Raw genomic sequence first — 21,490 nt, forward strand, 5'->3', positions numbered from 1 at the left:
TGCTGCGCGGGGGCCGGGCGGGTGGCGGGGGCGGCGGGCGGCCGGCGGGGGGCGGGCGGGGGGCGCGGGGCGCGCGGGGGGGGGCCCCCCGCGCGCCGGGGGGGGCGGGGGGGCCCCCACGGCGCGGACGACGGCCGGGGTCAGCCGGCCAGCACGTCCGCGAGGGCGCGGAAGACGAGGGCGGTGGACGTGGCCCCCGGGTCCTGGTGGCCGGTGCTGCGTTCGCCCAGGTAGGAGGCCCGGCCCTTGCGGGCCCGGAGCGGGACGGTGTCGAGGGCGCCCCGCTCGGCGGCGTCGGCGGCCGCGGCGGCGGCCACGGGCAGGGCGGCACCGGTGGCGGCCGAGTCGCGGAACGCGGCGACGGCCGGGGTCCAGGCGTCCACGATGGTCTTGTCCCCGGGCTCGGCCTTGCCGAGGGCGCGGACGGCGTCCAGGCCGGCCGCCAGGGCCTCGGCGACCTCGGCCGGGCCGGCCGGACCGGGCAGGGCGGCGCCGATCGCGCGGAAGGCCTTGCCGTACAGCGGGCCGGAGGCGCCGCCGACCTTGGAGATCAGGGTGGTGCCGGTCTTGGTGAGGACGGCGCCGGGGCCGGCCTGCGGGAGGCCGTCGAGGGCGGTGAGGACGGCCGTGAAGCCGCGCCGCAGGTTGCTGCCGTGGTCGCCGTCGCCGATCGCGGAGTCCAGCTCGGTGAGCCGGGGCTCCTCCTTCCCGACGGCCGCCGCGACCGCGCGGATCCAGGCCTCGGCCAGCGGGGCGTCCAACAGCGGGGTGCCGGTCGGCGGGGTCCCGGTCGGCGCGGCGCCGGTCGGCTGGGTGTCGGAGTCCATCGCGATTCCTCCTCAGGCCCGCTTGAGGGCGGGGGTGTCGACCGGGGCGTCCCAGAGTTCCAGCAGCTGCGTGTCGGCCTTGGTGAGGGTGAGCGAGAAGCCCGCCATGTCGAGACTGGTGACGTAGTTGCCGACCAGGCTGCGGGCCACCGTGATGCCGCGCTCGGCGAGCCGGGCGGCGACCTCGCCGTAGACCACGTACAGCTCCAGCAGCGGGGTCGCGCCCAGGCCGTTGAGCAGGGCGATCACCTCGTCGCCCGGGGTCAGGTGGTGGTCGGTCAGGATGGTGTCGACCACCTCGGCGGCCAGCTCGCGGGCCGGACGGAGCTTCTCGCGGCGCCGGCCCGGCTCGCCGTGGATGCCGACGCCGACCTCGATCTCGTCCTCGGGAAGGTCGAAGCCGGGCTTTCCGGCGGCCGGGACGGTGGCGGCGGTGAGCGCGATCGCGAAGGAGCGGGAGGCGGCGTTGACCCGCTCGCCCAGCGCGGCCACCTCGTCCAGCGGGGCGCCGCGCTCGGCCAGCGCGCCGGCGGTCTTCTCGACCAGGACGGTCGCGCCGGTGCCCCGGCGGCCGGCCGTCCAGGTGGAGTCCTCGACCGCGACGTCGTCGTTGACCAGGACGGTGCGGACCTCCAGGCCCTCCTCGGCCGCGAGTTCGGCGGCGAGCTCGAAGTTCATCACGTCGCCGGTGTAGTTCTTCACGACGAAGACGACGCCGGCGCCGCTCTCCACGGCCTTGGCGGCGGCCAGCATCTGGTCCGGCACGGGCGAGGTGAACACCTCGCCGGGGCAGGCGGCGTCGAGCATGCCGGGGCCCACGAACCCGCCGTGCAGCGGCTCGTGACCGGACCCTCCACCGGAGATCAGCGCGACCTTGGGGCCGGCCGGGCGGACGGCCCGGGCGATCACCCGGTTGGGGATGTCCACCGTCAGCTCGGGGTGGGCGGCGGCGACTCCGGCCAGGGCGTCCTCCAGGACGCTCTCCGGGGTGTTGATCAGCTTCTTCAACGCTCTTCGCTCCCTTGGTGGCCCGGACGGGGACGCTGCGGCCGCGGAGGCCGCCGGACCCGACGCTACGCCAGACGGGGGTGCCCGGCACGGGGTGCGACACGCGCGATTCCGGTCACTCTCCCGGAGTAGTGGGACGGGACCGTAGGGTCGTCGGCATGAGCGGAAACGTGGGCATTGTTCTGGTCTCGCACAGCGCCCGGCTCGCCGAGGGGCTGCGCGAGCTGCTCGGCGAACTCGCCTCGGACGGCGTGCGAGTGGTGGTCGCGGCCGGGACGGAGGACGGCGGGCTCGGCACCAGCTACGACCTGATCGCCGGGGCGGTCGCGCGGGCGGACGGCGGGGCGGGCGTCGTGGTGCTGCCGGACCTCGGCAGCTCGGTGCTGACCGCCGTCACGGTGCTGGAGGACGAGCCGCGCCCGGGCGTGCGGCTGGTGGACGCGCCGTTCGTCGAGGGCGCGGTGGCCGCCGCCGTCACCGCCTCGACCGGGGCGGGCCTGGCCGAGGTGGTCGCGGCGGCCGAGGACGCGCGCTCCTTCCGGAAGCTGTAGGGCCCGTCGTCGCCCCGCAGGCGCGAGTTTGACGACGGGCCCCCGGAGCCCCGCCGTCACTTGGCGTCGCCGTAGCAGTCCACCACCGCCGTGGTGAGCGGGAAGCGCACCGGGGTGTCGCCGAAGACCAGCCGGCGGGCCTCGTCGGCGGCCTCGGTGACGGCGGCGGCCACCTCGTCGGCGAGGTTGGCCGGGGTGTGCACCACCACCTCGTCGTGCTGGAAGAACACCAGGTGCGGGCGGTCCGCCGGGCCCGCCGCGGGCAGCTCGGCGAGCCGCCGGCGCAGCGCCGCGAGCAGGGCGAGGGCCCAGTCGGCGGCGCTGGCCTGGATGACGAAGTTGCGGGTGAAGCGGCCGCGGGCGCGGGCGGTGCGCCCGCCGGCCTCGCCCGCCGTGTCGGCCTCGGTGAGGTCGAGGAAGTCGGCGGAGGCCGGCGGGCAGACCCGGCCGAGCCGGGAGGCGACCAGGCCGCCGTCCTCGCCGGTGCGGGCGGCGGCCTCGACGTAGCCCATCGCGGCCGGGTACTGGCGGCGCAGGGTGTTCAGCAGCGGGAGGATGTCGCCGCTGGTCTGCCCGTACATGGCGCCGAGCAGGCCGAGCTTGGCCTTCTCCCGGTCCCCCTGGAAGGCGCTGGCGGCGAGCGCCTCGTACAGGTCGCCGCCCGCCGCGGTGCGGGCCAGTCCGGCGTCCTGGGAGAGCGCGGCGAGCACCCGGGGCTCCAGCTGGGCGGCGTCGGCGACCACCAGCAGCCAGCCCGGGTCGGCGACGACGGCGCGGCGCAGGATGCGCGGGATCTGCAGGGCGCCGCCGCCGCGGCTGGCCCAGCGGCCGGAGACCACGCCGCCGACCACGTACTCGGGCCGGAACCGGCCGCCGCGGGCCCAGGCGTCCTGCCAGGCCCAGCCGTGCGCGACGTGGATCCGGGCGAGCTCCTTGTAGCGGATCAGCAGCCGGGCGGCCGGGTGGTCGATGCCCTTGAGCTCCCAGGAGCGGGTGGAGGCGAGCTGGATGCCCGCCTCGGAGAAGGCGCGCAGCACCTGGGTGTGCGAGTCGGGGTTGAACGGCTTGGCGCCGAGGGCCTGCTGGAGCTCGACCGAGAGCTCGGCGAGCAGCCGGGGCTGGGTGCCGGGGACGGCCGGGCGGGGGCCGAGCAGCTCGGTCAGCAGCCGGTCGTGGATGTCGGCGCGCCAGGGCAGGCCGTCGTGCGCCATCTCGGCGGCGGCCAGGGCGCCGGCCGACTCGGCGGCGACCAGCAGCCGGAACCGCTGCCGGGCGGCCGGGTCGGCGATGGCGGCGATCCGGCGCTGCTGCTCGGCGTGGACGGCGACCACGGCGGCCAGCGGGTCGGCGCCGGGCGGCAGTTGCAGCCGGTCGGGGGCGAAGAGGGTGTCCTGGCCGCCGTCGGCCTCGGCCAGGCCGGGCTCGGCCAGGTCCGCCGGGACGGGCAGGCCGTGCAGCCGGGCCCAGGCGGCGCCGAGCGAGCGCGGGGCGCCGAACCGGCCCTCGTGCGTCAGCAGCAGCGCCTCGACCAGCCGCAGGTCGTGGCAGCGGGCGAGCCGCTCGGGCAGGCGCGGCAGCAGCGGGGCGTACCCGGAGTCGGCGGCGGCCCACACCCAGCGCGGCCCGGGCGCGCTGCCGCTCCCGGCGGCCTCCCGGGCGGCGACGGCGGCGGCGAGGTCGCGGACGGCCTCGGGCGGGCCGAGCGGTGCTCCGGCGTCGTCCAGCGGCTGGAGCCGGCCGCCGGGGCCGTGCGGGTCGGGCGCGAGGGCCGTCCTGGGTGCCACGGGGGCTGCTCCTCTCCGGCGCGCGGTCGGGCGTGCGGGGTCGGGCACGGATGTGCGGGCTTACGGGTGTGCTGACCCGACGGTAACGGGTGGGTACGACAACGGGTGGAGGGGCGCATGGGCAGGGTGGGTGGCACGGCGTAGGGTCGGCGAAATGACCGACAACCCGTTCTTCCGGGCCAGCACACTGGCCTACGAACTTCCCCCCTTCGCCGAGATCCGGGAAGAGCACTACCTGCCCGCCTACCTGCGCGGCACGGCCGAGCAGTTGGCCGAGATCGCGGCGATCACCGCGGACCGGGGTGTGCCGACCTTCGAGAACACCCTGGTCGCGCTGGAGCGCTCCGGGGAGTTGCTGGGCCGGGTGGACGCGGTGTTCCGCAACCAGTCCTCGTCGGACACCACGGACCTGCTGGACGCGGTGGAGGCCGAGGTGAGCCCGCTGCTCGCCGCCCACCACGACGCGATCCACCTGGACCGCGCGCTGTTCGCCCGGATCGAGGAGCTGTACGGGCGCCGCGACGAGCTCGGCCTGGACCCGGAGTCGCTGCGGCTGCTGGAGCGCCGGTACCGGAACTTCGAGCGCTCCGGCGCCCGGCTGGGCGATGCCGAGCAGGCCCGGCTGCGCGAGCTGAACGCCGAACTCGCCGCGCTCGGCACCACGTTCCAGCAGAACGTGAACGCCGCCACCCGGGCCGCCGCGCTGGTCGTGGACTCCGCGGCGGAGCTGGCCGGGCTGTCCGAGGGCGCGATCGCCGGCGCCGCGGAGAACGCCCGGGTGCTCGGTCACGACGGCAGGTACGTGCTGAGCCTGAAGAGCCCCTCCGGGCAGCCCGAACTGGCCCAGCTCGCCGACCGCTCGGTCCGCGAGCGGCTGCTGGCCGCCTCGCTCGGCCGGGGCATCGCGGACAACGGTCCGCTGGCGATCCGGATGGCCGCGCTGCGCGCCGAGCGGGCCGAGCTGCTGGGGCACCCGAGCCACGCCGCGTACGTGGTGGCGGACGAGACGGCCGGCACGGTCGGGGCGGTCTCCGCGCTGCTGGCCCGCCTGGTGGAGCCGGCCGTGGCCAACGCCCGCCGGGAGGCCGCCGAACTGGCCAGGGCGGCGGCCGAGGACGGGATCGCGGAGATCGCCGCGCACGACTGGGCGTACTACTCGGAGCGGGTCCGGCAGAGCTCGTTCCAGGTGGACGCGGCGGTGCTGCGCCCGTACTTCGAACTGGAGCGGGTGCTGCGCGACGGCGTGTTCTTCGCGGCCGGGCTGGCGTACGGGGTGACCTTCACCGAGCGGCCGGACCTCACGGCCCACCACCCGGACGCGCGGGTCTTCGAGGTGTTCGAGGAGGACGGCACCCCGCTGGGCCTGTTCATCGGCGACTTCCACGCCCGGGCGTCCAAGCGCGGCGGCGCCTGGATGGACGCGCTGGTCCCGCAGTCCGGGCTGGCCGGGCGGCGGCCGGTGGTGCTGAACAACCTCAACATCCCGCGCCCGGCGCCCGGCGAGCCGGTGCTGATGTCCTGGGACGAGGTGCGCACGCTCTTCCACGAGTTCGGGCACGCGCTGCACGGGCTGTTCTCGGACGTGCGCTACCCGCTGTTCTCGGGCACCTCGGTGCCGCGCGACTTCGTCGAGTTCCCCTCGCAGGTCAACGAGATGTGGATGGTCCGCCCCGAGGTGCTGGCCAACTACGCCCGCCACCACGAGACCGGGGAGGCGCTGCCGGCCGCGCTGGTCGAGCGGATGACGGCGGCCGAGGGCTTCGGGCAGGGCTTCCGCACCGTGGAGTACCTGGCGGCCACGCTGCTGGACTGGGCCTGGCACACCCTGCCGAGGGGCGAGGAGGTCGCGGACGCCGAGGAGTTCGAGGCGCGGGCGCTCGCCGCGGCCGGGATCGCGGTGGACGCGGTCCCGCCGCGCTACCGGACGGCGTACTTCCAGCACATCTTCGCCAGCGGCTACAGCGCGGCGTACTACGCCTACATCTGGTCCGAGGTGCTGGACGCCGACACCGTGCAGTGGTTCGAGGGCAACGGGCGCTCGGTGCGGGAGAGCGGCGAGGTGTTCCGGCGCGAGCTGCTGGCGCGCGGCTTCAGCCGTGACCCGCTGGAGTCGTTCCGCGCGGTCGTCGGCCGGGCTCCGGAGACCGGGCCGCTGCTGGCCCGCCGGGGGCTGGCCTGACCGGGGTCACCGCGGGCCGAGGGTGACCGTCACCGGGGTGCCCGGGCGGGCGTGCGGGAGCCGGACGCCGACGGTTCCGGCCCGCCCGTCCGCCGGCTGCTCGACCTCGACGCGGGCCCCGGCGGGGGAGACGGTGACCCGGACGCCGTGCGGGAACGCGGCCGGGGGGAGCAGGACCTCGCTGCTGTGCCCGGTGCCGTCGGCGGTCCAGCGGACGGTGCCGCCGCCGTCGGCGCGGACCTCGGTGCGCACGCCGGTGCCGGCGACGGCGGCCGGGTACGGGCCGAAGGCGGGCTCGGCGCCGGGGGCGGGGTGCCCGGCCGGGTCGAGCGCGCAGTAGCCGCCGGTGCCCCGGCACCAGTACCACATGGTCCAGCCCTCGGCGAAGCCGTCCATCGCGGCGACCTGCCGGCGGACCAGCTGCCGGTTGCCCGGCCTGCGGGAGTCCGGCGGGCCCCACTCGCCGACCAGGACCGGCAGCCGGTGGGCGGCCGGGTAGGCGGTGATCGCGGCGGCGTACCGCTCGACGAACCCGCCGGACGGGTCCCAGTCGGCGCCGTTCTCCACGGCGGTGTCGTAGAAGTGCGGCGCGTACCCGAGCCGGGGCGCGCCGGGGCGGGGGTCGGCGAAGCCGGGCAGCCGGGTCGGCACGCCCTGGCCGACCAGGACGGTGGGCTCCACGAACAGCCAGGACCGGGAGTCGGCCCGGCGCACGGCCGCGATCAGGCGGCGGTACATGTCGGCGAGCCTGCCCTGTTCCAGGGCGGCGGAGGCGGCGGCCAGCACGGCCGGGTCGCTCGGGTCGCCGTCCACCGGGCCGAACGGCTCGTTGAACAGGTCGTAGCCCAGCAGTGAGCGGTGGCCGCGTAGTTCGCGGGCGAGCCGGGTGTAGAAGTCGGCCTGCCAGGCGCGCAGGTCGGGGTCGTCGTAGAGGTGGCGGAAGGCGGCCTGCACGGCGGGCTGGAAGTAGCCGGCGAACCAGTCGGCCGGGTCGGGGGTGAAGGGCAGCCCGTCGTCCCGGGTGGCCCAGGGCGGGATGCCGTTGGTGCCGCCGCCGAACCGCGGCCCGTAGACGTCCTGGTGGAAGTCGACCAGGACGAGCAGGCCCAGCCGGTCGGCCCGGTCCAGGAGCCCTCGCAGGCGGCCCAGTTCGGCGGGGTCGAGGCGGCCGCGTTCGGGCTCCAGCCTGGTCCAGGAGACCGGCAGCCGGACGAGCGTGAAGCCCTGGGCGGCGACGGACGTGAGGTCGGCCCCGGTGGCCTCGGCGTACTTGTCGAGGTTGAAGCCGCGCAGCCCGAGGCGGCGGCCCTGGGCGTCGGTGAGGGCGGTGCGGCCGTCCGGGCCGGTGGCCGTGCCGGTGGGGAAGCGGTCGGTGGCGGGGCGGTCGCCGGCGGGGCGCGCGGCGGGGTCGCCGTGGGCCGGGGCGGCGGTCAGCGCGGCGGTGGCGGCGAGCAGCAGGGCAACGGCGGTGCGGCGCAGGCGCATCGGGGACCTCGCACGGCGGGGGGTGGGGGCCCGATGATGCCCGGGCAGCCGCCCGCCGCACAAGGGTCGTGCGCGGAAGGGGAGTTCGGCCCGCCCGGGGCCGGCTGGGGGTGGTGCCGGCCGGGGATGCTCGGGGCCGGCCGGGGGCGGCTCCGGCCGGGGAGGTGTCAGCCGGCCGCCGGGGCCGGGGGCTCGGCGGGGGCGGTCGCCGTCGCGGCGGTCGGCAGGTCGGCGGCGGCGGCCAGCCGGCCCCAGAGCAGGTCGGCCAGGGCCTGCACCATCCGGGTGCGCGAGCAGGGCCTGGTCTCCAGCCACCAGTCCCCGGCGGCCAGCACCATGCCGGTGATGCCCCGCCCCCAGGCCTCAGCGAGCAGGTCGCGGTCGGCGCCGAGGTCGACCTGGCTCTGTACGGCGCGGGTGATCTCCTCGGCGATCTGCCGCAGCGCGGGGGCGAGCGCGTTGCCGGCGCCGCCCGGGTCGCCCGGTTCGGGGTGGGTGAGCAGCCGGTAGACCTGGGGGCGGGCCTCGATGCCGGCGAGGTAGGTGTCGAGTACGTGCTCGACCCGGTCGCGACGTTCCAGCGGTTCGGCGAGGGCGGCCCGGACGGCGGCGAGCAGCCCGCCGGTGTGGCGTTCGGTGAGGGCGCCGATGAGGCCGTTCCGGTCGCCGAAGTGCCGGTAGAGGATCGGCTTGGTGATGCCGGCCTCGGCGGCGATGGCGTTCATGCTGGCGCCCGGGCCCTCGCGCTGGATGACCCGGTCGGCGGCGTTGAGCAGCTGCTCGCGGCGGGGCTCTCGGGACATGCGCTGCTCCTCGGATCCTGGGGGCGGTCTGGGTGCCGGCGCCGTTCGGGGCGTTGACACCGGTTACCAATCAGTAGCAGACTCCGACGATGTTACCCGAGGTAACACCCCGGTCGGCCCCACACGTCTTCGGAGGCAAGCACCCATGAGCAGCACGTTCTCGCTGGACCCGGGCGCGGACCAGCTCGCCGTACGCGACTGGCTGCACGGCTTCGCCGCCGACGTGATGCGCCCGGCCGCCGCCGAGTGGGACGAGCGCGAGGAGACCCCCTGGCCGATCATCCAGGAGGCCGCCAAACTGGGCATCTACTCCCTGGACTTCTACGCCCAGCAGTACTTCGACCCCTCCGGCGTCGGCATCCCGATCGCCATGGAGGAACTGTTCTGGGGCGACGCGGGCCTCGGTCTGGCGATCGTCGGCACCACCCTGGCCGCCGTCGCGGTGCTCGCCAACGGCACCGACGAGCAGATCGGCACCTGGACCCCGCAGATGTTCGGCACCCCGGACGACCTCAAGGTGGCGGCCTTCTGCTCCTCCGAGCCCGACGCCGGCTCCGACGTCTCCGCGCTGCGCACCCGGGCGGTGTACGACGCGGCCAAGGACGAGTGGGTGCTCACCGGCACCAAGACCTGGGCCACCAACGGCGGGATCGCCGCCGTCCACGTCGTGGTCGCCACCGTCGACCCGGAGCTGGGGGCGAAGGGGCAGGCCTCCTTCGTCGTCCCGCCGGGCACGCCCGGGCTCAGCCAGGGCCAGAAGTTCAAGAAGCACGGCATCCGGGCCTCGCACACCGCCGAGGTGGTGCTGGACGGCGTCCGGGTGCCCGGCAGCTGCCTGCTCGGCGGCAAGGAGAAGCTGGACGAGCGGCTGGCCCGCGCCCGCGAGGGCGTCAAGCGCCCGGGCGGCCGGGGCAACGCGGCGATGGCCACCTTCGAGGCCTCCCGCCCGGCCGTCGGCGCGCAGGCGATCGGCATCGCCCGGGCCGCGTACGAGGTGGCGCTGGACTACGCGCGGACGCGCGAGCAGTTCGGCCGCCCGATCATCGACAACCAGGGCGTGGCCTTCCAGCTCGCCGACATGCGGACCCGGATCGACGCGGCCCGGCTGCTGGTGTGGCGGGCGTCCTGGATGGCGGTCAACAACCGGCCGTTCACGGCGGCCGAGGGCTCGATGTCCAAGCTGTACGCGGGTGAGACGGCGAAGTACGTCACCGCGCAGGCGATGCAGATCCTCGGCGGCAACGGCTTCACCCGGGAGTACCCGGTGGAGCGGATGCACCGGGACAGCGCGATCTACTCGATCTTCGAGGGGACCAGCGAGATCCAGCGGCTGGTGATCGCCCGGGCGATCTCGGGGGTGCCGATCCGCTGACGGTCCGCCGGCGGTCCGGGCCGGGAAGGCCGCCCGTGCGGTCGGCCGATCGTACCGGCGCCGGGCTCAGAACCGCGCCGGGCGTCCCGCCAGGAAGGCGGCCAGGCCCTCGTGGACGTCCGGGGCCTCCCGGGAGCGGCGCTCCCAGGGGGCCAGCGCCTCCGCCGTCCGCTCGGGAGGGACGGCCAGGGCGGCCTTCACGGCGCCGATGGTCTGCGGTGAGCGGCGGGTCAGCACCCGGGCGAAGTCCAGGGCGGCGGCGTCCAGTTCGGCGTCCGGCAGGACCCGTTCGGCGAGCCCCAGCGGCAGCGCGTCCCGGCCGGGCACCAACTCGCCCGAGAACAGCAGGTACTTGGCGCGGGCCGGGCCGACCAGCCGGGCCAGCCGCAGGGTCGGCACCGCCGGGTAGACCACGCCGAGCTTGGCCGGGGTGATCCCCAGCCGGGCGTCCTCGGCGACGAAGCGCAGGTCGCAGGCGACGGCCAGCTGGCAGCCGCCGCCGACGCAGGCGCCGTGCACCACCGCGATCGTCGGGTGCGGGAAGGCCGCCAGCGCCTCCTCGGCGGCGACGTTGACCGCGTGGTAGGCGTCCGCGCGCTCCGGATCGCCGTAGACCTCGGCGAGTTCGGCGATGTCCGCGCCCGCGCTGAAGGTGTTCCCGGCGCCGGTGAGCAGTAGGGCGCGAACGCCCTCGTGCCCGGCGAGCAGCTCCAGCACCTCGGGCAGCGCCTGCCAGATCGCCAGGGTCACCGCGTTGCGGCGGTGCGGGCGGTCGAACTCCAGCACCGCGACGCCGTCCCCGCCGACGTACGCGTGGAGGCCGTCGACCCGCGGGGGCAGGGCGGAGCGGTCCCGTGTGAGCAGCGGTCGGTCCATGCGCACCTCCGGTCGTGGTGCGCACACTCTCTCAGGCGGCGTCGCCGCAGTAGTCCCCGAGGCCCCGTTCGACCAGGGCGAAGGCGCGGCGGGCGGCGTCGAGCGCGGAGGGCAGGGCGTCCTCGGCGCGTTCGCCGGACAGCATCCGGCGGTGGTTTCCGGCGATCAGCGTCAGCCGGACGGACAGCAGTTGGGCGGCGGCGACCTCGGCGGTCAGTCCGTCGTGGGCCGGGTCCTGGGCGAGCAGTTCGGCGGCCAGCAGGGGTTGTGCCTGCTGGTCGAAGCCGGCGGCGGCGCGCAGTGCCAGCGCCGGGGTGCGGTGGATCAGCCGGATCACGTCGAGGATCACCGGGTCGTCGTTCAGGCCGGTGGCCGGGTCGTGGCCGTGCAGCGCCAGGAGGAACTGCTCGCGCAGCGCGGTCACCGCCGAGGTGCCGGCGGGGCGCTCGCGGACGATCCGGGCCGGTTCGTCGAGGTGCTGCTCCATCGGGCCCATGACCAGGTCTTCCTTGCTGGGGAAGTAGTTGAAGACGGTCATCTTGGAGACCTCGGAGGCAGCCGCGATCTCGGCCACCGACACCTGGTCGAAGCCCCGTTCGGCGAACAGGCCGATGGCGGTGCGCCAGATCCGGCCGCCGGTCCGGATCTTCTTGCGCTCGCGCAGCGGGAGCGCGTCGAGGTCGACGTCGGGGCCGAAGTCCGGAAGGGGGTGCATCGCCATGGAGGGACTGTACCAGGATCAAAGGTTGACCGGGCTGAAAGATATGCCGGGATGAAGAATTGACCGAGTCTAAAAATCCTGCCATGGTGAGGACGTGCCGCCGGACGCCCCGCTCCGGTGCGAACTCCACCGACCCTGGGGGGAATTGACGATGGAACGCGCCACCCCGACCGCACCCGCAGCCGTACCCGAACCCGCAGCCGTACCCGCACCCGCTCCCGTGCCCGAAGCCCCGACCGCCCCCGACGGGGCGCTGATGACGCAGGCCCAGCGCGGGCTGGCGATGCTGCTCTGCCTGGTCACGATCGTGCTGGCGGTGCTCGACTCCAACATCGTCTCGGCGGCCACCGTGCCGATCGTCCGCGACCTCGACCCCGTGCACGGCGTCGACCGGTTGCCCTGGCTGATCAGCGCCTTCGCCCTGGCCGCCACCGCGCTGCTGCCGCTCTACGGCAGGCTCTGCGACCTGTACGGCGCCAAGCGGGTGCTGCTCGGCGCCCTCGGCGCCTTCCTGCTCGGCTCGGGGCTGTGCGGTGCCGCGCAGTCGATGGGGCAGCTGATCGCCTTCCGGGCCGTCCAGGGCATCGGCGGCGGCGGGCTGATGAGCGTCACCCTGGTGGTCATCGCCCACCTCAGGGACCCGGAGCCCGGCGGAAAGGGCGGCGGCAAGGGCGGTGGCAGGGGCGGTGGCAAGGGCGGCGCGGTGGGCGGGATCGTCGCGGGCCTCGGCATGGCGGTCGGCCCGCTGGTCGGGGCGCTGTTCACCGACCACCTGGGCTGGCGCTGGATCTTCTACGTCAACCTGCCGTTCGGCCTGCTGGTGCTGGCCGGCATCGCCCTGGTGGTCAAGCTGCCCCCGGCGGCCGGGCGCCGGAGCCTGGACTTCCCCGGCGCGGCCCTGGCCGCCGCCTTCGCCACCGCTCTGCTGCTGCTCACCGAGTGGGGCGGCAAGGACTACGCCTGGACCTCCCCGGTGATCCTCGGGCTCGGCTCCGCCGTCCTGGCCTCGCTCGGCCTCTTCCTGTGGCGCCAGGCCACCGCCGCCGAACCGATCCTGCCGCTGTCGCTGTTCCGGATCCCGGTGGTGCGGCTCGGCTTCGCCATCCAGGGCCTGGTCGGGATGGCCATGACCGGCTCGATCGTCTACGTGATGCTCTACCTCCAGATCGCCCGTGGGATCGCCCCGACCACGGCCGGCCTCTACCTGGTCCCGATGGCCGCCGGGATGACCGCGGCCGGCCTGCTGGTCGGCCGGCTGGCCGAGCGCGGCCACCCGGTCCGGACCTTCCTGGTGGCCGGCGCCGGCTGCGCCGCGCTCGCCCTCGTCCTGCTCGGGCTCGGCGGGCCGGACACCGGGCTGTGGGCGGTGGCGGCCGAACTCGCCCTGCTGGGCTGCGGACTGGGCCAGCTGATCGGGCAGCTGATCACCGCCGTGCAGGAGGCCGCGCCCCGGCACCAGCTCGGTGTCGCGACCACCGGGGCGCGGTTCTTCCAGACCCTCGGCGGCGCGCTCGGCGCGGCCCTGTTCGGCACCGTCCTCGCCCGGGTCTACGAGGCGGCCGAGCCGGGACGGGCGCTCGGCGCGGTGCGCACGCTCACCGGCGCGGCCCGCGAGCACGCGCTGGGCAGCTTCACCGACGCGGTGGACGTGGTGTTCCTGGCGGCCGGCGGGGTGCTGGCACTGGTCCTGCTGCTCGCGCTGCGGCTGCGGCCGGCCGGGGACGGCCCGGCCGGACCGGCGGAGGAGCAACAGGTGGGCGAGCGGCCGGCGGAGGGTCAGCCGGTGCTCGCGGCCTGAACGCCCGGCGGCGCGGGGTCCGGCGGACCGTGGGGGAGTCCACCGGGCACCGCGCCGTCCGGAGCCCTCGCCGCCGGGCGCCGGCCCCGCGCCGTCCGGGCATCGGCCCCGCGCCGTCGGGGGCCGGTGCCGCCGGGGCCTCAGGCCTCGGCGCTCCAGTCGTGGGCCAGGATCGCCCAGATCTCCTTGTCGTAGCGGACCCCGTTGTAGAGGTACCACTCGCGCAGCACACCGTCCCGCGTCATGCCGACCCGCTCGGCGACGGCGCGGCTGCGGGCGTTGACGGAGGTGCACCACCACTCGGCGCGGTGCAGGCCCCGGGTGACGAAGGCGTAGTCGAGCAGCCGCTGCACGGCGGCGGTGATCAGGCCGCCGCCCTCGCCGGCCGGCTCGGTCCAGGCGCCGATCTCGCAGACGCCGGACACGGTGTCGAAGCTCACGAACATCACGCCGCCGACCAGCGTGCCGTCCAGCCAGATGCCGTAGATCCGCTTCCGGTCGGCGGCCTGGCCGTCGTTGTAGCGCTGGAGGGTGGCGCGGGCGGAGTCCAGGTCGGTGGAGAAGGTGGCCCACGGGATCCACGGGTCGGTGTGGGCGCGGGCGCGGTCGATGTGGGCCAGGAACTCGGGGGCCTGCCAGGGCTCCAGCGGGCGCAGTTCGGCGTGGTCGGTGAGCGGTACGGCAAACACGGGCGGGCCTTTCACGGAGGGTGCGCTGGCTGGTCGGACTCATTCATAACAAACGTTTGGTATGTACGATAGCCCCATGACGCCGGCCCGTGGAGACCATGACGCCCGCCGCTCGGACGTGTCCGAGGGGGTGTGGCGGGTGCTCTCCAGTCGGGGCTTCGAGGGGCTGACCCTGCGCGCGGTGGCCGCCGAACTTGGCGCCTCCACCGGGATGTTGACGCACTACTTCCCGAACAAGCGGGCGTTGCTGAGCCATGCCCTGGAGGAGTTGGACCGCCGCTCGGTCGCCCGGCCCCGGCGCACCGAGCCCGCCGACGGCAGTCCGCCGCCGCCCGCCGGGCTGCCCAGGCTGCGGGCGGTGCTGCTCGACGTCCTGCCGCTGGACGGGGAGGCCGCCGCCGACAACCGGATCTGGGTCGGCTCCTGGGACCACGCCCTGGCCGATCCGGAGCTCTCGGCCGCGCACGCGGGCCGCTACGCCCGCTCGCGGGTGGCGCTCACGGAGCTCGTCGCGGACGCCCAGCGGCTCGGGCAGCTCCCGGCGCAGTCCGATCCGGCCGAACTCGCGGCCGGGGCGCAGGCCTTCGTGCTCGGACTGGTGGTGCAGGCGCTGTTCGCCCCGGAGGAGTTCCCGCCGGATCGGCAGGTCGCACTGCTGGACGCCCATCTGGCCGGGCTGGCGGGCTGACCGGACGCCGGAAGACCGCCGGAATGGTCCCGGGTGGGGGATTCGCCCGGGATTTCCGTTGATCGGGCCGCCTGGCGGAATTGTCCGGAGCCGCGCGATTGCCGGAACCCGGCGGCAATGGCCGGGGCGGCTATTCGCAGCGGTCATGACACGCATTGTCACGGGATATGCGCGGTGGGTGTTTGGCATTACCCGGTGGACCGGTGCGACTACGCATGGTGGCGATTGCCGCGGTGGCCTGCGCGAATTGCAGGGAGGTGCCCCCAGCAGGATTCGAACCTGCGACCTACCGCTTAGAAGGCGGGTGCTCTATCCGCTGAGCTATGGGGGCGGGACGGGCGGCGCCCGGATGGGCGTGACCGTGGCCGGGATCGGGCGACGAGCGCCGGGGCGCGCGTTGTCCGGCCCCGTACCTGAGGGTGGGGGTGGGGGTCGGTGGGCCCTGGCCCTGTCGGGGACAGGATAAGGGTGTCCAGTTCCCCGGTCGGGTGTGACGACACCGTCGTTGGTGTGTCGGTTCGGTGGAGCGGTCCGATAATCGCAGGTGAAGGCCGTGCGTGCAGCGGTCTGGGAGTGTTCGGCGCCGGACGTTGTGCAGTCGTTACGGGGCTGCCTCCTCACCCGTTATGGATTCGACACGGAGAATGTGCCGCCGACGGCGCGGGTGGGGGGCGGTAATCGCGCTTGCGCCGGTCGGATGACGTGCGCGGACGGTCCCCGCGGAGTGTTCCGGCGCGCGCCGGCGAGGGCGCCGATCAGCGGGTTTGTTGTCATGCCCGCGAAGAGAGCGGGGCGAAGTGCTCCCGGAAGGCCGAAATTCACCCCTGCGAGTGACAACTCTTCCACCGGCCCGAGTTATCCACAGGATTTCGGAAGTCGCCGGCCCGGATTTCTCCGGAAGTGCACACTCCAGTCGCACCGCTCGATTCCGTACGGTGCATCGGCGAGAACGGAGGGTGTGCCGTGAACGAGTCGTACGTGACGGTGGTCGGCAATGTCGCGACGGAGGTGGGCTACCGGGAAACCGCCGGCGGGGTGCCGATGGCGGACTTCCGACTCGGCTGCACCGAGCGGCGCTACGACCGGCAGCGCGAGTGCTGGGTGGACGGCGGGACGCAGTGGGTGACGGTGACGGCCTGGCGGGCGCTGGCGGTGAACCTGATCGGTTCGCTGTCCAAGGGCGATCCGGTGCTGGTGAGCGGTCGGCTGCGGGTGCGGGAGTGGTTGGACGGCGAGGTGCGGCGCAGCCGGGCCGAGATCGACGCCCGATCGGTCGGACACGACCTCACCCGTGGTACCTCGGCCTTCCGTTGGGCGGCGGGGGTGCGCGGGCGGTCGCCGGGCGGTCCGGGGCCGGCCGGGGCGGAGGCCGGTGGCGAGGCCGGCGGGGAGACGGTGCCGGAGTGGATCGTGAGCGCGCTGGAGGCGCGCAGGGCTGTCGCGGCGGCCCCGGCGGCCCCGGCGGCGCTCCCCGTGCCGGCCGCGGCGCCCGGTCCGCGGGCGCTGCCGCCGGGTGCGCGGCCGGTGGCGGGCGGTCCGGGCGGGCCCGGCGAGATGGCCGGGAGCGGACGGGGAGGTGACGGGCCGGAAGCGCTCGGTTGATCGGTCGGTGTCCTTCTCTGTCGACAAATATGTTGATCGAGAACGTTGTTGCACCCGCACGTGCAATCCCGGCCTGATAACGGAAAAGATACGGCGGGTTTCTGGCCCACCGTCAGCTTGTGTGGAACCTGAGGGGGTTGATAACGATCCAGATACGGAATCGTCCTGATTTCGCATGGGGGTTTCGGGGCCTCTGGGGGTCAATAGGATTCGTCTGGTTCATACCCGCAGCAGTGCCATCAGGGGGCACGCGCGGCACAGCAAGTCGGCGGGCTGCCCATCGGTGCGGCCTGACCCGGAGGGATCCCAGATGTTCCAGAGGCAGGGGCGGAATCTGTCCCGGATAACCACTGTCATGCTCACGACCGGCTTGACGCTGGGCGGAGGCCTGTTCGCGGCCGGTGCGGCGGTCGCGGCGGACACCCCGGGTGCGGGTGTGACCGCTGTGGTGCAGCCCACCATGCTCGGCGAGAAGATCGAGGTCGACGGGGGCACCGTCGACGGCGGCCTCTTCACCCTCAAGACCGCCGACGGCGAGCTCCAGACGTACTGCATCGACTTCGGCTTCCCGGTCGACATCCGGAAGAAGATCCAGTACCAGGAGTCCGACTGGGCCTCCAGCTCCCTCGGCGACAAGAACAAGGTCGAGGCGGCCGCCAAGATCCGCTGGATCCTGGAGAACTCCTACCCCCAGGTCAAGGACCTCGCGGCGCTCGCCAAGACCGCCGGCGCGGGCAGCCTGACGGCGGAGGACGCCGCCGCGGGCACCCAGGCCGCGATCTGGAAGTTCTCGGACAACAAGAACGCCGTCCCGCACAGCGACAGCGCCAAGAAGCTGCGCGACTACCTGACGGGCGCCGCCAACAAGGGCATCGCCGCCGAGCCCAAGCCGTCGCTGAGCCTCAGCCCGGACTCGGTCTCCGGCAAGTCCGGTGCCAAGCTCGGCCCGTTCACCCTCAACTCCAGCGCCTCCGAGGTGAAGCTCGCCGTCAGCGGCGACGCCGCCGACAAGGTCAAGCTGCTGGACAAGGACGGCAAGCCGGTCGGCGCGAGCCTGGCCGGTCCGATCGCCAAGGACACCCCGCTGTTCCTGGACGTCCCGGCCGGCACCCCGGACGGTTCGGTCGCCCTCAACGCCAGCGCCAGCACCGTGGTGCCCAGCGGCCGGGTCTTCCTCAGCAAGGGCTACACCCGCGACGAGCACAGCCAGACCATGATCCTGGCCGGCTCCACCAAGCTCAACGTCGCCGCGGCGGCCAAGGCCACCTGGAAGCAGGGCAAGGGCGCGCTGATCGACAGCACCGCCAAGGTCGAGTGCGCCAGCGGCGGCGTGCGCGTCTCCGTCACCAACGGTGGCGACGAGGCCGGCGCCGTCACGGTCGGCAAGCAGCAGCTGACCGTCCAGCCGGGCAAGACCGAGAGCGTGCTGGTGCAGGTCGCCGAGAAGACCGGTTACAAGATCACCGTGACCGGCCCGAACGGCTACAGCCGTGACTTCGAGGGCGTGCTGGACTGCAAGACCGGCACCGGCACCCCGACCTCGGGCCCGACCACCCCGGCCGCGACCACCCCCGCGACCGGCACCCCGTCGGGCACCCCCTCGGGCACCCCGAGCGCCGGCGCCGGCCAGCCGACCCCGAGCAGCACCAGCGCCGCCCCCGGCACCGGTGGCCTGGCCCAGACCGGTGCCAATGACTCGACCCCGATCCTCGCCGCCGTCGCCGGTGGCCTGGTCGTGGCCGGTGGCGCCGCCGTCTTCGTCCTGCGCCGCCGCGGCCGCCACGGCCGCACCACCGCCTGACCCGTCTGAGCACCGGGCCGGGAGGCGCTGACCTCCTGAGACCCTGAGCCAGCGGAACCGGCCCGGTTCCCCGCACCAGCTGCGGGGGCCGGGCCGTCGCTGCTTCCCGGGCGCGGCCGTCCCGGATACCCCGGTGGGGGTCGCCGGGCGGTTCGGGACCCCCGGCCGGGTGCGGCACAATGGAAGGCTGAAACCCGAATTACTCCCGACGACGCCGGAGCGATCTCACGTGGCGGAATACATCTACACGATGCGCAAGGTGCGCAAGGCTCACGGAGACAAGGTCATCCTTGACGACGTGACGCTCAGCTTCCTCCCCGGAGCGAAGATCGGCGTCGTGGGCCCCAACGGCGCCGGTAAGTCCACCGTGCTGAAGATGATGGCCGGCCTGGAGCACCCCTCCAACGGCGACGCCTTCCTCTCGCCCGGCTTCACCGTCGGCATGCTCCTCCAGGAGCCGCCGCTGGACGAGACCAAGACGGTCCTGGAGAACGTCCAGGACGGCGTCAAGGAGATCAAGGGCAAGCTCGACCGCTTCAACGAGATCGCCGAGCTGATGGCGACCGACTACTCGGACGCGCTGCTCGACGAGATGGGCAAGCTCCAGGAGGAGCTGGACCACGCCGAGGCCTGGGACCTGGACGCCCAGCTGGAGCAGGCCATGGACGCCCTGGGCTGCCCGCCCGGCGACTGGGCCGTCACCAAGCTCTCCGGTGGCGAGAAGCGCCGCGTCGCGCTCTGCAAGCTGCTGCTGGAGGCCCCCGACCTGCTGCTGCTCGACGAGCCCACCAACCACCTGGACGCCGAGTCGGTGAACTGGCTGGAGCAGCACCTGGCCAAGTACAAGGGCACCGTCGTGGCCGTCACCCACGACCGGTACTTCCTGGACAACGTGGCCGGCTGGATCCTGGAGCTCGACCGCGGCCGCGCCATCGGCTACGAGGGCAACTACTCCACGTACCTGGAGAGCAAGCAGTCCCGCCTCAAGGTCGAGGGCCAGAAGGACGCCAAGCGCGCCAAGCGCCTCCGGGAAGAGCTGGAGTGGGTCCGCTCCAACGCCAAGGGCCGCCAGGCGAAGTCCAAGGCGCGTCTGGCCCGCTACGAGGAGATGGCGGCCGAGGCCGACAAGATGCGGAAGCTGGACTTCGAGGAGATCCAGATCCCGCCGGGCCCGCGTCTGGGCAGCGTCGTCATCGAGGTCGAGAACCTCAACAAGGCCTTCGGCGAGAAGGTCCTGATCGACGACCTCAGCTTCACCCTGCCGCGCAACGGCATCGTCGGCATCATCGGCCCGAACGGCGCCGGCAAGACCACCCTGTTCAAGATGCTCCAGGACCTGGAGACCCCGGACAGCGGCGTGGTCAAGGTCGGCGAGACGGTCAAGATCAGCTACGTCGACCAGAGCCGCGCCAACATCGACCCGAAGAAGACCCTCTGGGAGGTCGTCTCCGACGGTCTGGACTGGATCAACGTCGGCCAGGTCGAGATGCCGTCCCGCGCCTACGTGTCGGCGTTCGGCTTCAAGGGCCCGGACCAGCAGAAGCCGGCCGGCGTGCTCTCCGGCGGTGAGCGCAACCGCCTGAACCTGGCGCTGACCCTCAAGCAGGGCGGCAACCTGCTGCTCCTCGACGAGCCCACCAACGACCTCGACGTCGAGACGCTCTCCTCGCTGGAGAACGCCCTGCTGGAGTTCCCCGGCTGCGCCGTGGTCATCTCCCACGACCGCTGGTTCCTGGACCGGGTGGCCACCCACATCCTCGCCTACGAGGGCGAGAGCAAGTGGTTCTGGTTCGAGGGCAACTTCGAGTCCTACGAGAAGAACAAGATCGAGCGGCTGGGCGCCGACGCCGCCCGTCCGCACCGGGCCACCTACAAGAAGCTGACCCGAGGCTGACATCCAGCCGTCACAACGGCCCGGCAGACTGCCCTCCGGGGCGGTCCGCCGGGCCGCGGCCCGTCGCCACCACCCGTCGCCACCGCCCGCCGGCCCCGAGGCCGGGGAGCGGTACGGCGGGGCGGGGTGACCGGACACCGAGGAGAACACCCGTGGCTCGCCACATCTACGCCTGCCCGCTGCGCTGGTCCGACATGGACGCCTTCGGGCACGTCAACAACGTGGTCTTCCTGCGCTACCTGGAGGAGGCCCGGATCGACTTCATGTTCACCCAGGCCGCCGCGGCCGGCGCCGGGGAGTTCGCGGGCGGCTCGGTGGTGGCGCGCCACGAGATCGACTACAAGCGCCCGCTGGTGCACCGCCCGGAGCCGGTCACCATCGAGACCTGGGTGACGAAGATCGGCGGCGCCTCGCTGACCGTCTCGTACGAGATCAAGGACGTCGCCCCGGACGGCGGCGACATCGTGTACGTCCGGGCGTCCACCGTGGTCGTCCCCTACGACCTGGCCGAGGGCCGGCCGCGCCGGATCTCGCCGGTGGAGCGGGAGTTCCTGGGCCGCTTCATGGACGAGGAGCCCGTGGCCGTCGCCGTCTGAGCGCGCCCCGGCCCCACGAGGCCCCGGCCCCCACGAGGCCCCGGCGACCCGATGGCCCCGACCACCCGATGTGACCCGATGATTCGAGCTGAGCTGCGTTGACCGTCACCGCCCGTCTCGCCCTGACCGACGCCGGGGAGGCCGCCGACCTCTCCGCCTTCCTGCTGCGCCTGCTGCGCTTCGACAAGGCGGCGGCCGTCCGGTTGCAGGCGGTGGGCCCGGGGCCGGAGGACGGCGTGCTGGCGGTCTTCGGACGGCTGCCGCTGGGCGGTTCGGGCGCGCTGGCGGTGCGGACCGCGCGGCTGGGCGGCCTGGACGAGCCGGTGGACCTGACCGTCTCGGCGGGTCAGCTGCTGGACGGCGTGGACGCCGGGGCGGGCACCGTCGGGCTGCCCGCGCCGGTGACCGGTCCGGCCTGGGCCGGGCTGCTGCCGCCGCGCACCGGCTGGCGGCCGGCCGGGGCCCCGCCGGTGGCCGAGGTGTACCCCGAACTCATGGCCGGGGTGCGGGAGTTCCGCGAGCGCAGCGAGGCCGTCCCGGCCCACCACCGGACCCGTGCGGTGCTGGACGCGCTGGCGGACGAGATCTGGTCCCGGCCGGTGTCCGCGCTGCCCGGGCTGCCGCTGCGCGCGGTGCACGCCGCGTACGTGATGGGCTTCCTGAAGCCCGGCGCCCCGCTGACCGTGCACCGGGCGGGCGGCTGGCTGCGGTTGAGCGCCCCGGCGGGCTCGGTGGCGGTGCGGACCTCGGCCGCGCCCGGCGCGGGGCTCGGGCTCAGCCCGCTGGGGTAGCCGGGCCCGGGCCGGGGCGCCTCAG

General features: G+C 74.4%; 18 protein-coding genes and 1 tRNA gene. 10 read left to right on the forward strand and 9 right to left on the reverse strand.

From position 1 onward, the window contains the following. Positions 1–140: 140 nt before the first annotated feature. Positions 141–764 (reverse strand): dihydroxyacetone kinase subunit DhaL, encoded by a 624-nt coding sequence (gene dhaL / locus ACFQ6N_RS20520; protein WP_380650873.1) that lies wholly within the window; start codon positions 762–764, stop codon positions 141–143. 75 nt (positions 765–839) lie between these two features. Beyond that, positions 840–1,835 carry a dihydroxyacetone kinase subunit DhaK gene (dhaK, locus tag ACFQ6N_RS20525; protein WP_380650726.1) on the reverse strand — a complete coding sequence of 332 codons (996 nt, stop codon included), beginning with the start codon at positions 1,833–1,835 and terminating at the stop codon, positions 840–842. Positions 1,836–1,993: 158 nt separating this feature from the next. On the opposite strand from dhaK, the gene dhaM reads away from it, so the two are divergent. After that, positions 1,994–2,386 (forward strand): dihydroxyacetone kinase phosphoryl donor subunit DhaM, encoded by a 393-nt coding sequence (gene dhaM / locus ACFQ6N_RS20530; RefSeq protein WP_380650728.1) that lies wholly within the window; start codon positions 1,994–1,996, stop codon positions 2,384–2,386. A 56-nt stretch (positions 2,387–2,442) separates the two neighbouring features. Here dhaM and ACFQ6N_RS20535 read toward each other — a convergent pair whose 3' ends face one another. After that, the gene (locus ACFQ6N_RS20535) at positions 2,443–4,170 is read right to left on the reverse strand and encodes a bifunctional 3'-5' exonuclease/DNA polymerase (protein ID WP_380650730.1); all 1,728 of its coding nucleotides are present in this window, start codon (positions 4,168–4,170) and stop codon (positions 2,443–2,445) included. A gap of 154 nt (positions 4,171–4,324) precedes the next feature. On the opposite strand from ACFQ6N_RS20535, the gene ACFQ6N_RS20540 reads away from it, so the two are divergent. Next, entirely contained in the window at positions 4,325–6,349 is a 2,025-nt protein-coding gene (locus ACFQ6N_RS20540; protein ID WP_380650732.1) for a M3 family metallopeptidase, read from the forward strand. 6 nt (positions 6,350–6,355) lie between these two features. Here ACFQ6N_RS20540 and ACFQ6N_RS20545 read toward each other — a convergent pair whose 3' ends face one another. Then, on the reverse strand, positions 6,356–7,834 hold the full coding sequence (locus ACFQ6N_RS20545) for a cellulase family glycosylhydrolase (RefSeq protein ID WP_380650734.1): 1,479 nt from the start codon (positions 7,832–7,834) through the stop codon (positions 6,356–6,358). A 167-nt stretch (positions 7,835–8,001) separates the two neighbouring features. Further along, entirely contained in the window at positions 8,002–8,637 is a 636-nt protein-coding gene (locus tag ACFQ6N_RS20550; RefSeq protein WP_380650736.1) for a TetR family transcriptional regulator, read from the reverse strand. 145 nt (positions 8,638–8,782) lie between these two features. On the opposite strand from ACFQ6N_RS20550, the gene ACFQ6N_RS20555 reads away from it, so the two are divergent. Beyond that, positions 8,783–10,009 carry an acyl-CoA dehydrogenase family protein gene (locus ACFQ6N_RS20555; RefSeq protein WP_380650738.1) on the forward strand — a complete coding sequence of 409 codons (1,227 nt, stop codon included), beginning with the start codon at positions 8,783–8,785 and terminating at the stop codon, positions 10,007–10,009. 66 nt (positions 10,010–10,075) lie between these two features. On the opposite strand, the gene ACFQ6N_RS20560 is transcribed toward ACFQ6N_RS20555, so the two are convergent. Next, positions 10,076–10,885, reverse strand: coding sequence for an enoyl-CoA hydratase/isomerase family protein (locus ACFQ6N_RS20560; protein WP_380650740.1), 810 nt, complete (start codon positions 10,883–10,885; stop codon positions 10,076–10,078). 31 nt (positions 10,886–10,916) lie between these two features. Further along, the gene (locus ACFQ6N_RS20565; RefSeq protein ID WP_380650742.1) at positions 10,917–11,606 is read right to left on the reverse strand and encodes a TetR/AcrR family transcriptional regulator; all 690 of its coding nucleotides are present in this window, start codon (positions 11,604–11,606) and stop codon (positions 10,917–10,919) included. Between the two features lie 256 nt (positions 11,607–11,862). On the opposite strand from ACFQ6N_RS20565, the gene ACFQ6N_RS20570 reads away from it, so the two are divergent. Next, complete coding sequence (locus ACFQ6N_RS20570) at positions 11,863–13,404, forward strand: MFS transporter (RefSeq protein ID WP_380650875.1); 1,542 nt, start codon at positions 11,863–11,865, stop codon at positions 13,402–13,404. Positions 13,405–13,544: 140 nt separating this feature from the next. On the opposite strand, the gene ACFQ6N_RS20575 is transcribed toward ACFQ6N_RS20570, so the two are convergent. Continuing rightward, positions 13,545–14,093 (reverse strand): GNAT family N-acetyltransferase, encoded by a 549-nt coding sequence (locus ACFQ6N_RS20575; RefSeq protein ID WP_380650744.1) that lies wholly within the window; start codon positions 14,091–14,093, stop codon positions 13,545–13,547. Positions 14,094–14,169: 76 nt separating this feature from the next. On the opposite strand from ACFQ6N_RS20575, the gene ACFQ6N_RS20580 reads away from it, so the two are divergent. Then, positions 14,170–14,781 (forward strand): TetR/AcrR family transcriptional regulator, encoded by a 612-nt coding sequence (locus ACFQ6N_RS20580; RefSeq protein ID WP_380650746.1) that lies wholly within the window; start codon positions 14,170–14,172, stop codon positions 14,779–14,781. A 258-nt stretch (positions 14,782–15,039) separates the two neighbouring features. Here the strand turns inward: ACFQ6N_RS20580 and ACFQ6N_RS20585 are convergent. Next, a tRNA-Arg gene (locus ACFQ6N_RS20585) sits at positions 15,040–15,112 on the reverse strand. A 632-nt stretch (positions 15,113–15,744) separates the two neighbouring features. On the opposite strand from ACFQ6N_RS20585, the gene ACFQ6N_RS20590 reads away from it, so the two are divergent. The 5 genes from ACFQ6N_RS20590 (at position 15,745) to ACFQ6N_RS20610 (ending at position 21,465) form a co-directional block, all read left to right on the forward strand. Further along, positions 15,745–16,383 (forward strand): single-stranded DNA-binding protein, encoded by a 639-nt coding sequence (locus ACFQ6N_RS20590; RefSeq protein ID WP_380650748.1) that lies wholly within the window; start codon positions 15,745–15,747, stop codon positions 16,381–16,383. A 355-nt stretch (positions 16,384–16,738) separates the two neighbouring features. Then, positions 16,739–18,184: a Cys-Gln thioester bond-forming surface protein gene (locus ACFQ6N_RS20595; RefSeq protein WP_380650750.1), complete on the forward strand. Its 1,446-nt coding sequence runs from the start codon at positions 16,739–16,741 to the stop codon at positions 18,182–18,184. A gap of 229 nt (positions 18,185–18,413) precedes the next feature. Then, positions 18,414–20,078, forward strand: a complete 1,665-nt coding sequence (ettA, locus tag ACFQ6N_RS20600; protein ID WP_380650752.1) for an energy-dependent translational throttle protein EttA — start codon at positions 18,414–18,416, stop codon at positions 20,076–20,078. 152 nt (positions 20,079–20,230) lie between these two features. After that, positions 20,231–20,674, forward strand: coding sequence for an acyl-CoA thioesterase (locus ACFQ6N_RS20605; RefSeq protein WP_380650754.1), 444 nt, complete (start codon positions 20,231–20,233; stop codon positions 20,672–20,674). Positions 20,675–20,772: 98 nt separating this feature from the next. Then, positions 20,773–21,465, forward strand: coding sequence for a hypothetical protein (locus ACFQ6N_RS20610; RefSeq protein ID WP_380650756.1), 693 nt, complete (start codon positions 20,773–20,775; stop codon positions 21,463–21,465). The last annotated feature ends 25 nt before the right edge of the window (positions 21,466–21,490 follow it).

The sequence above is a fragment of the Kitasatospora sp. NPDC056446 genome (assembly GCF_042796115.1).
Classification (GTDB): Bacteria; Actinomycetota; Actinomycetes; order Streptomycetales; family Streptomycetaceae; genus Kitasatospora.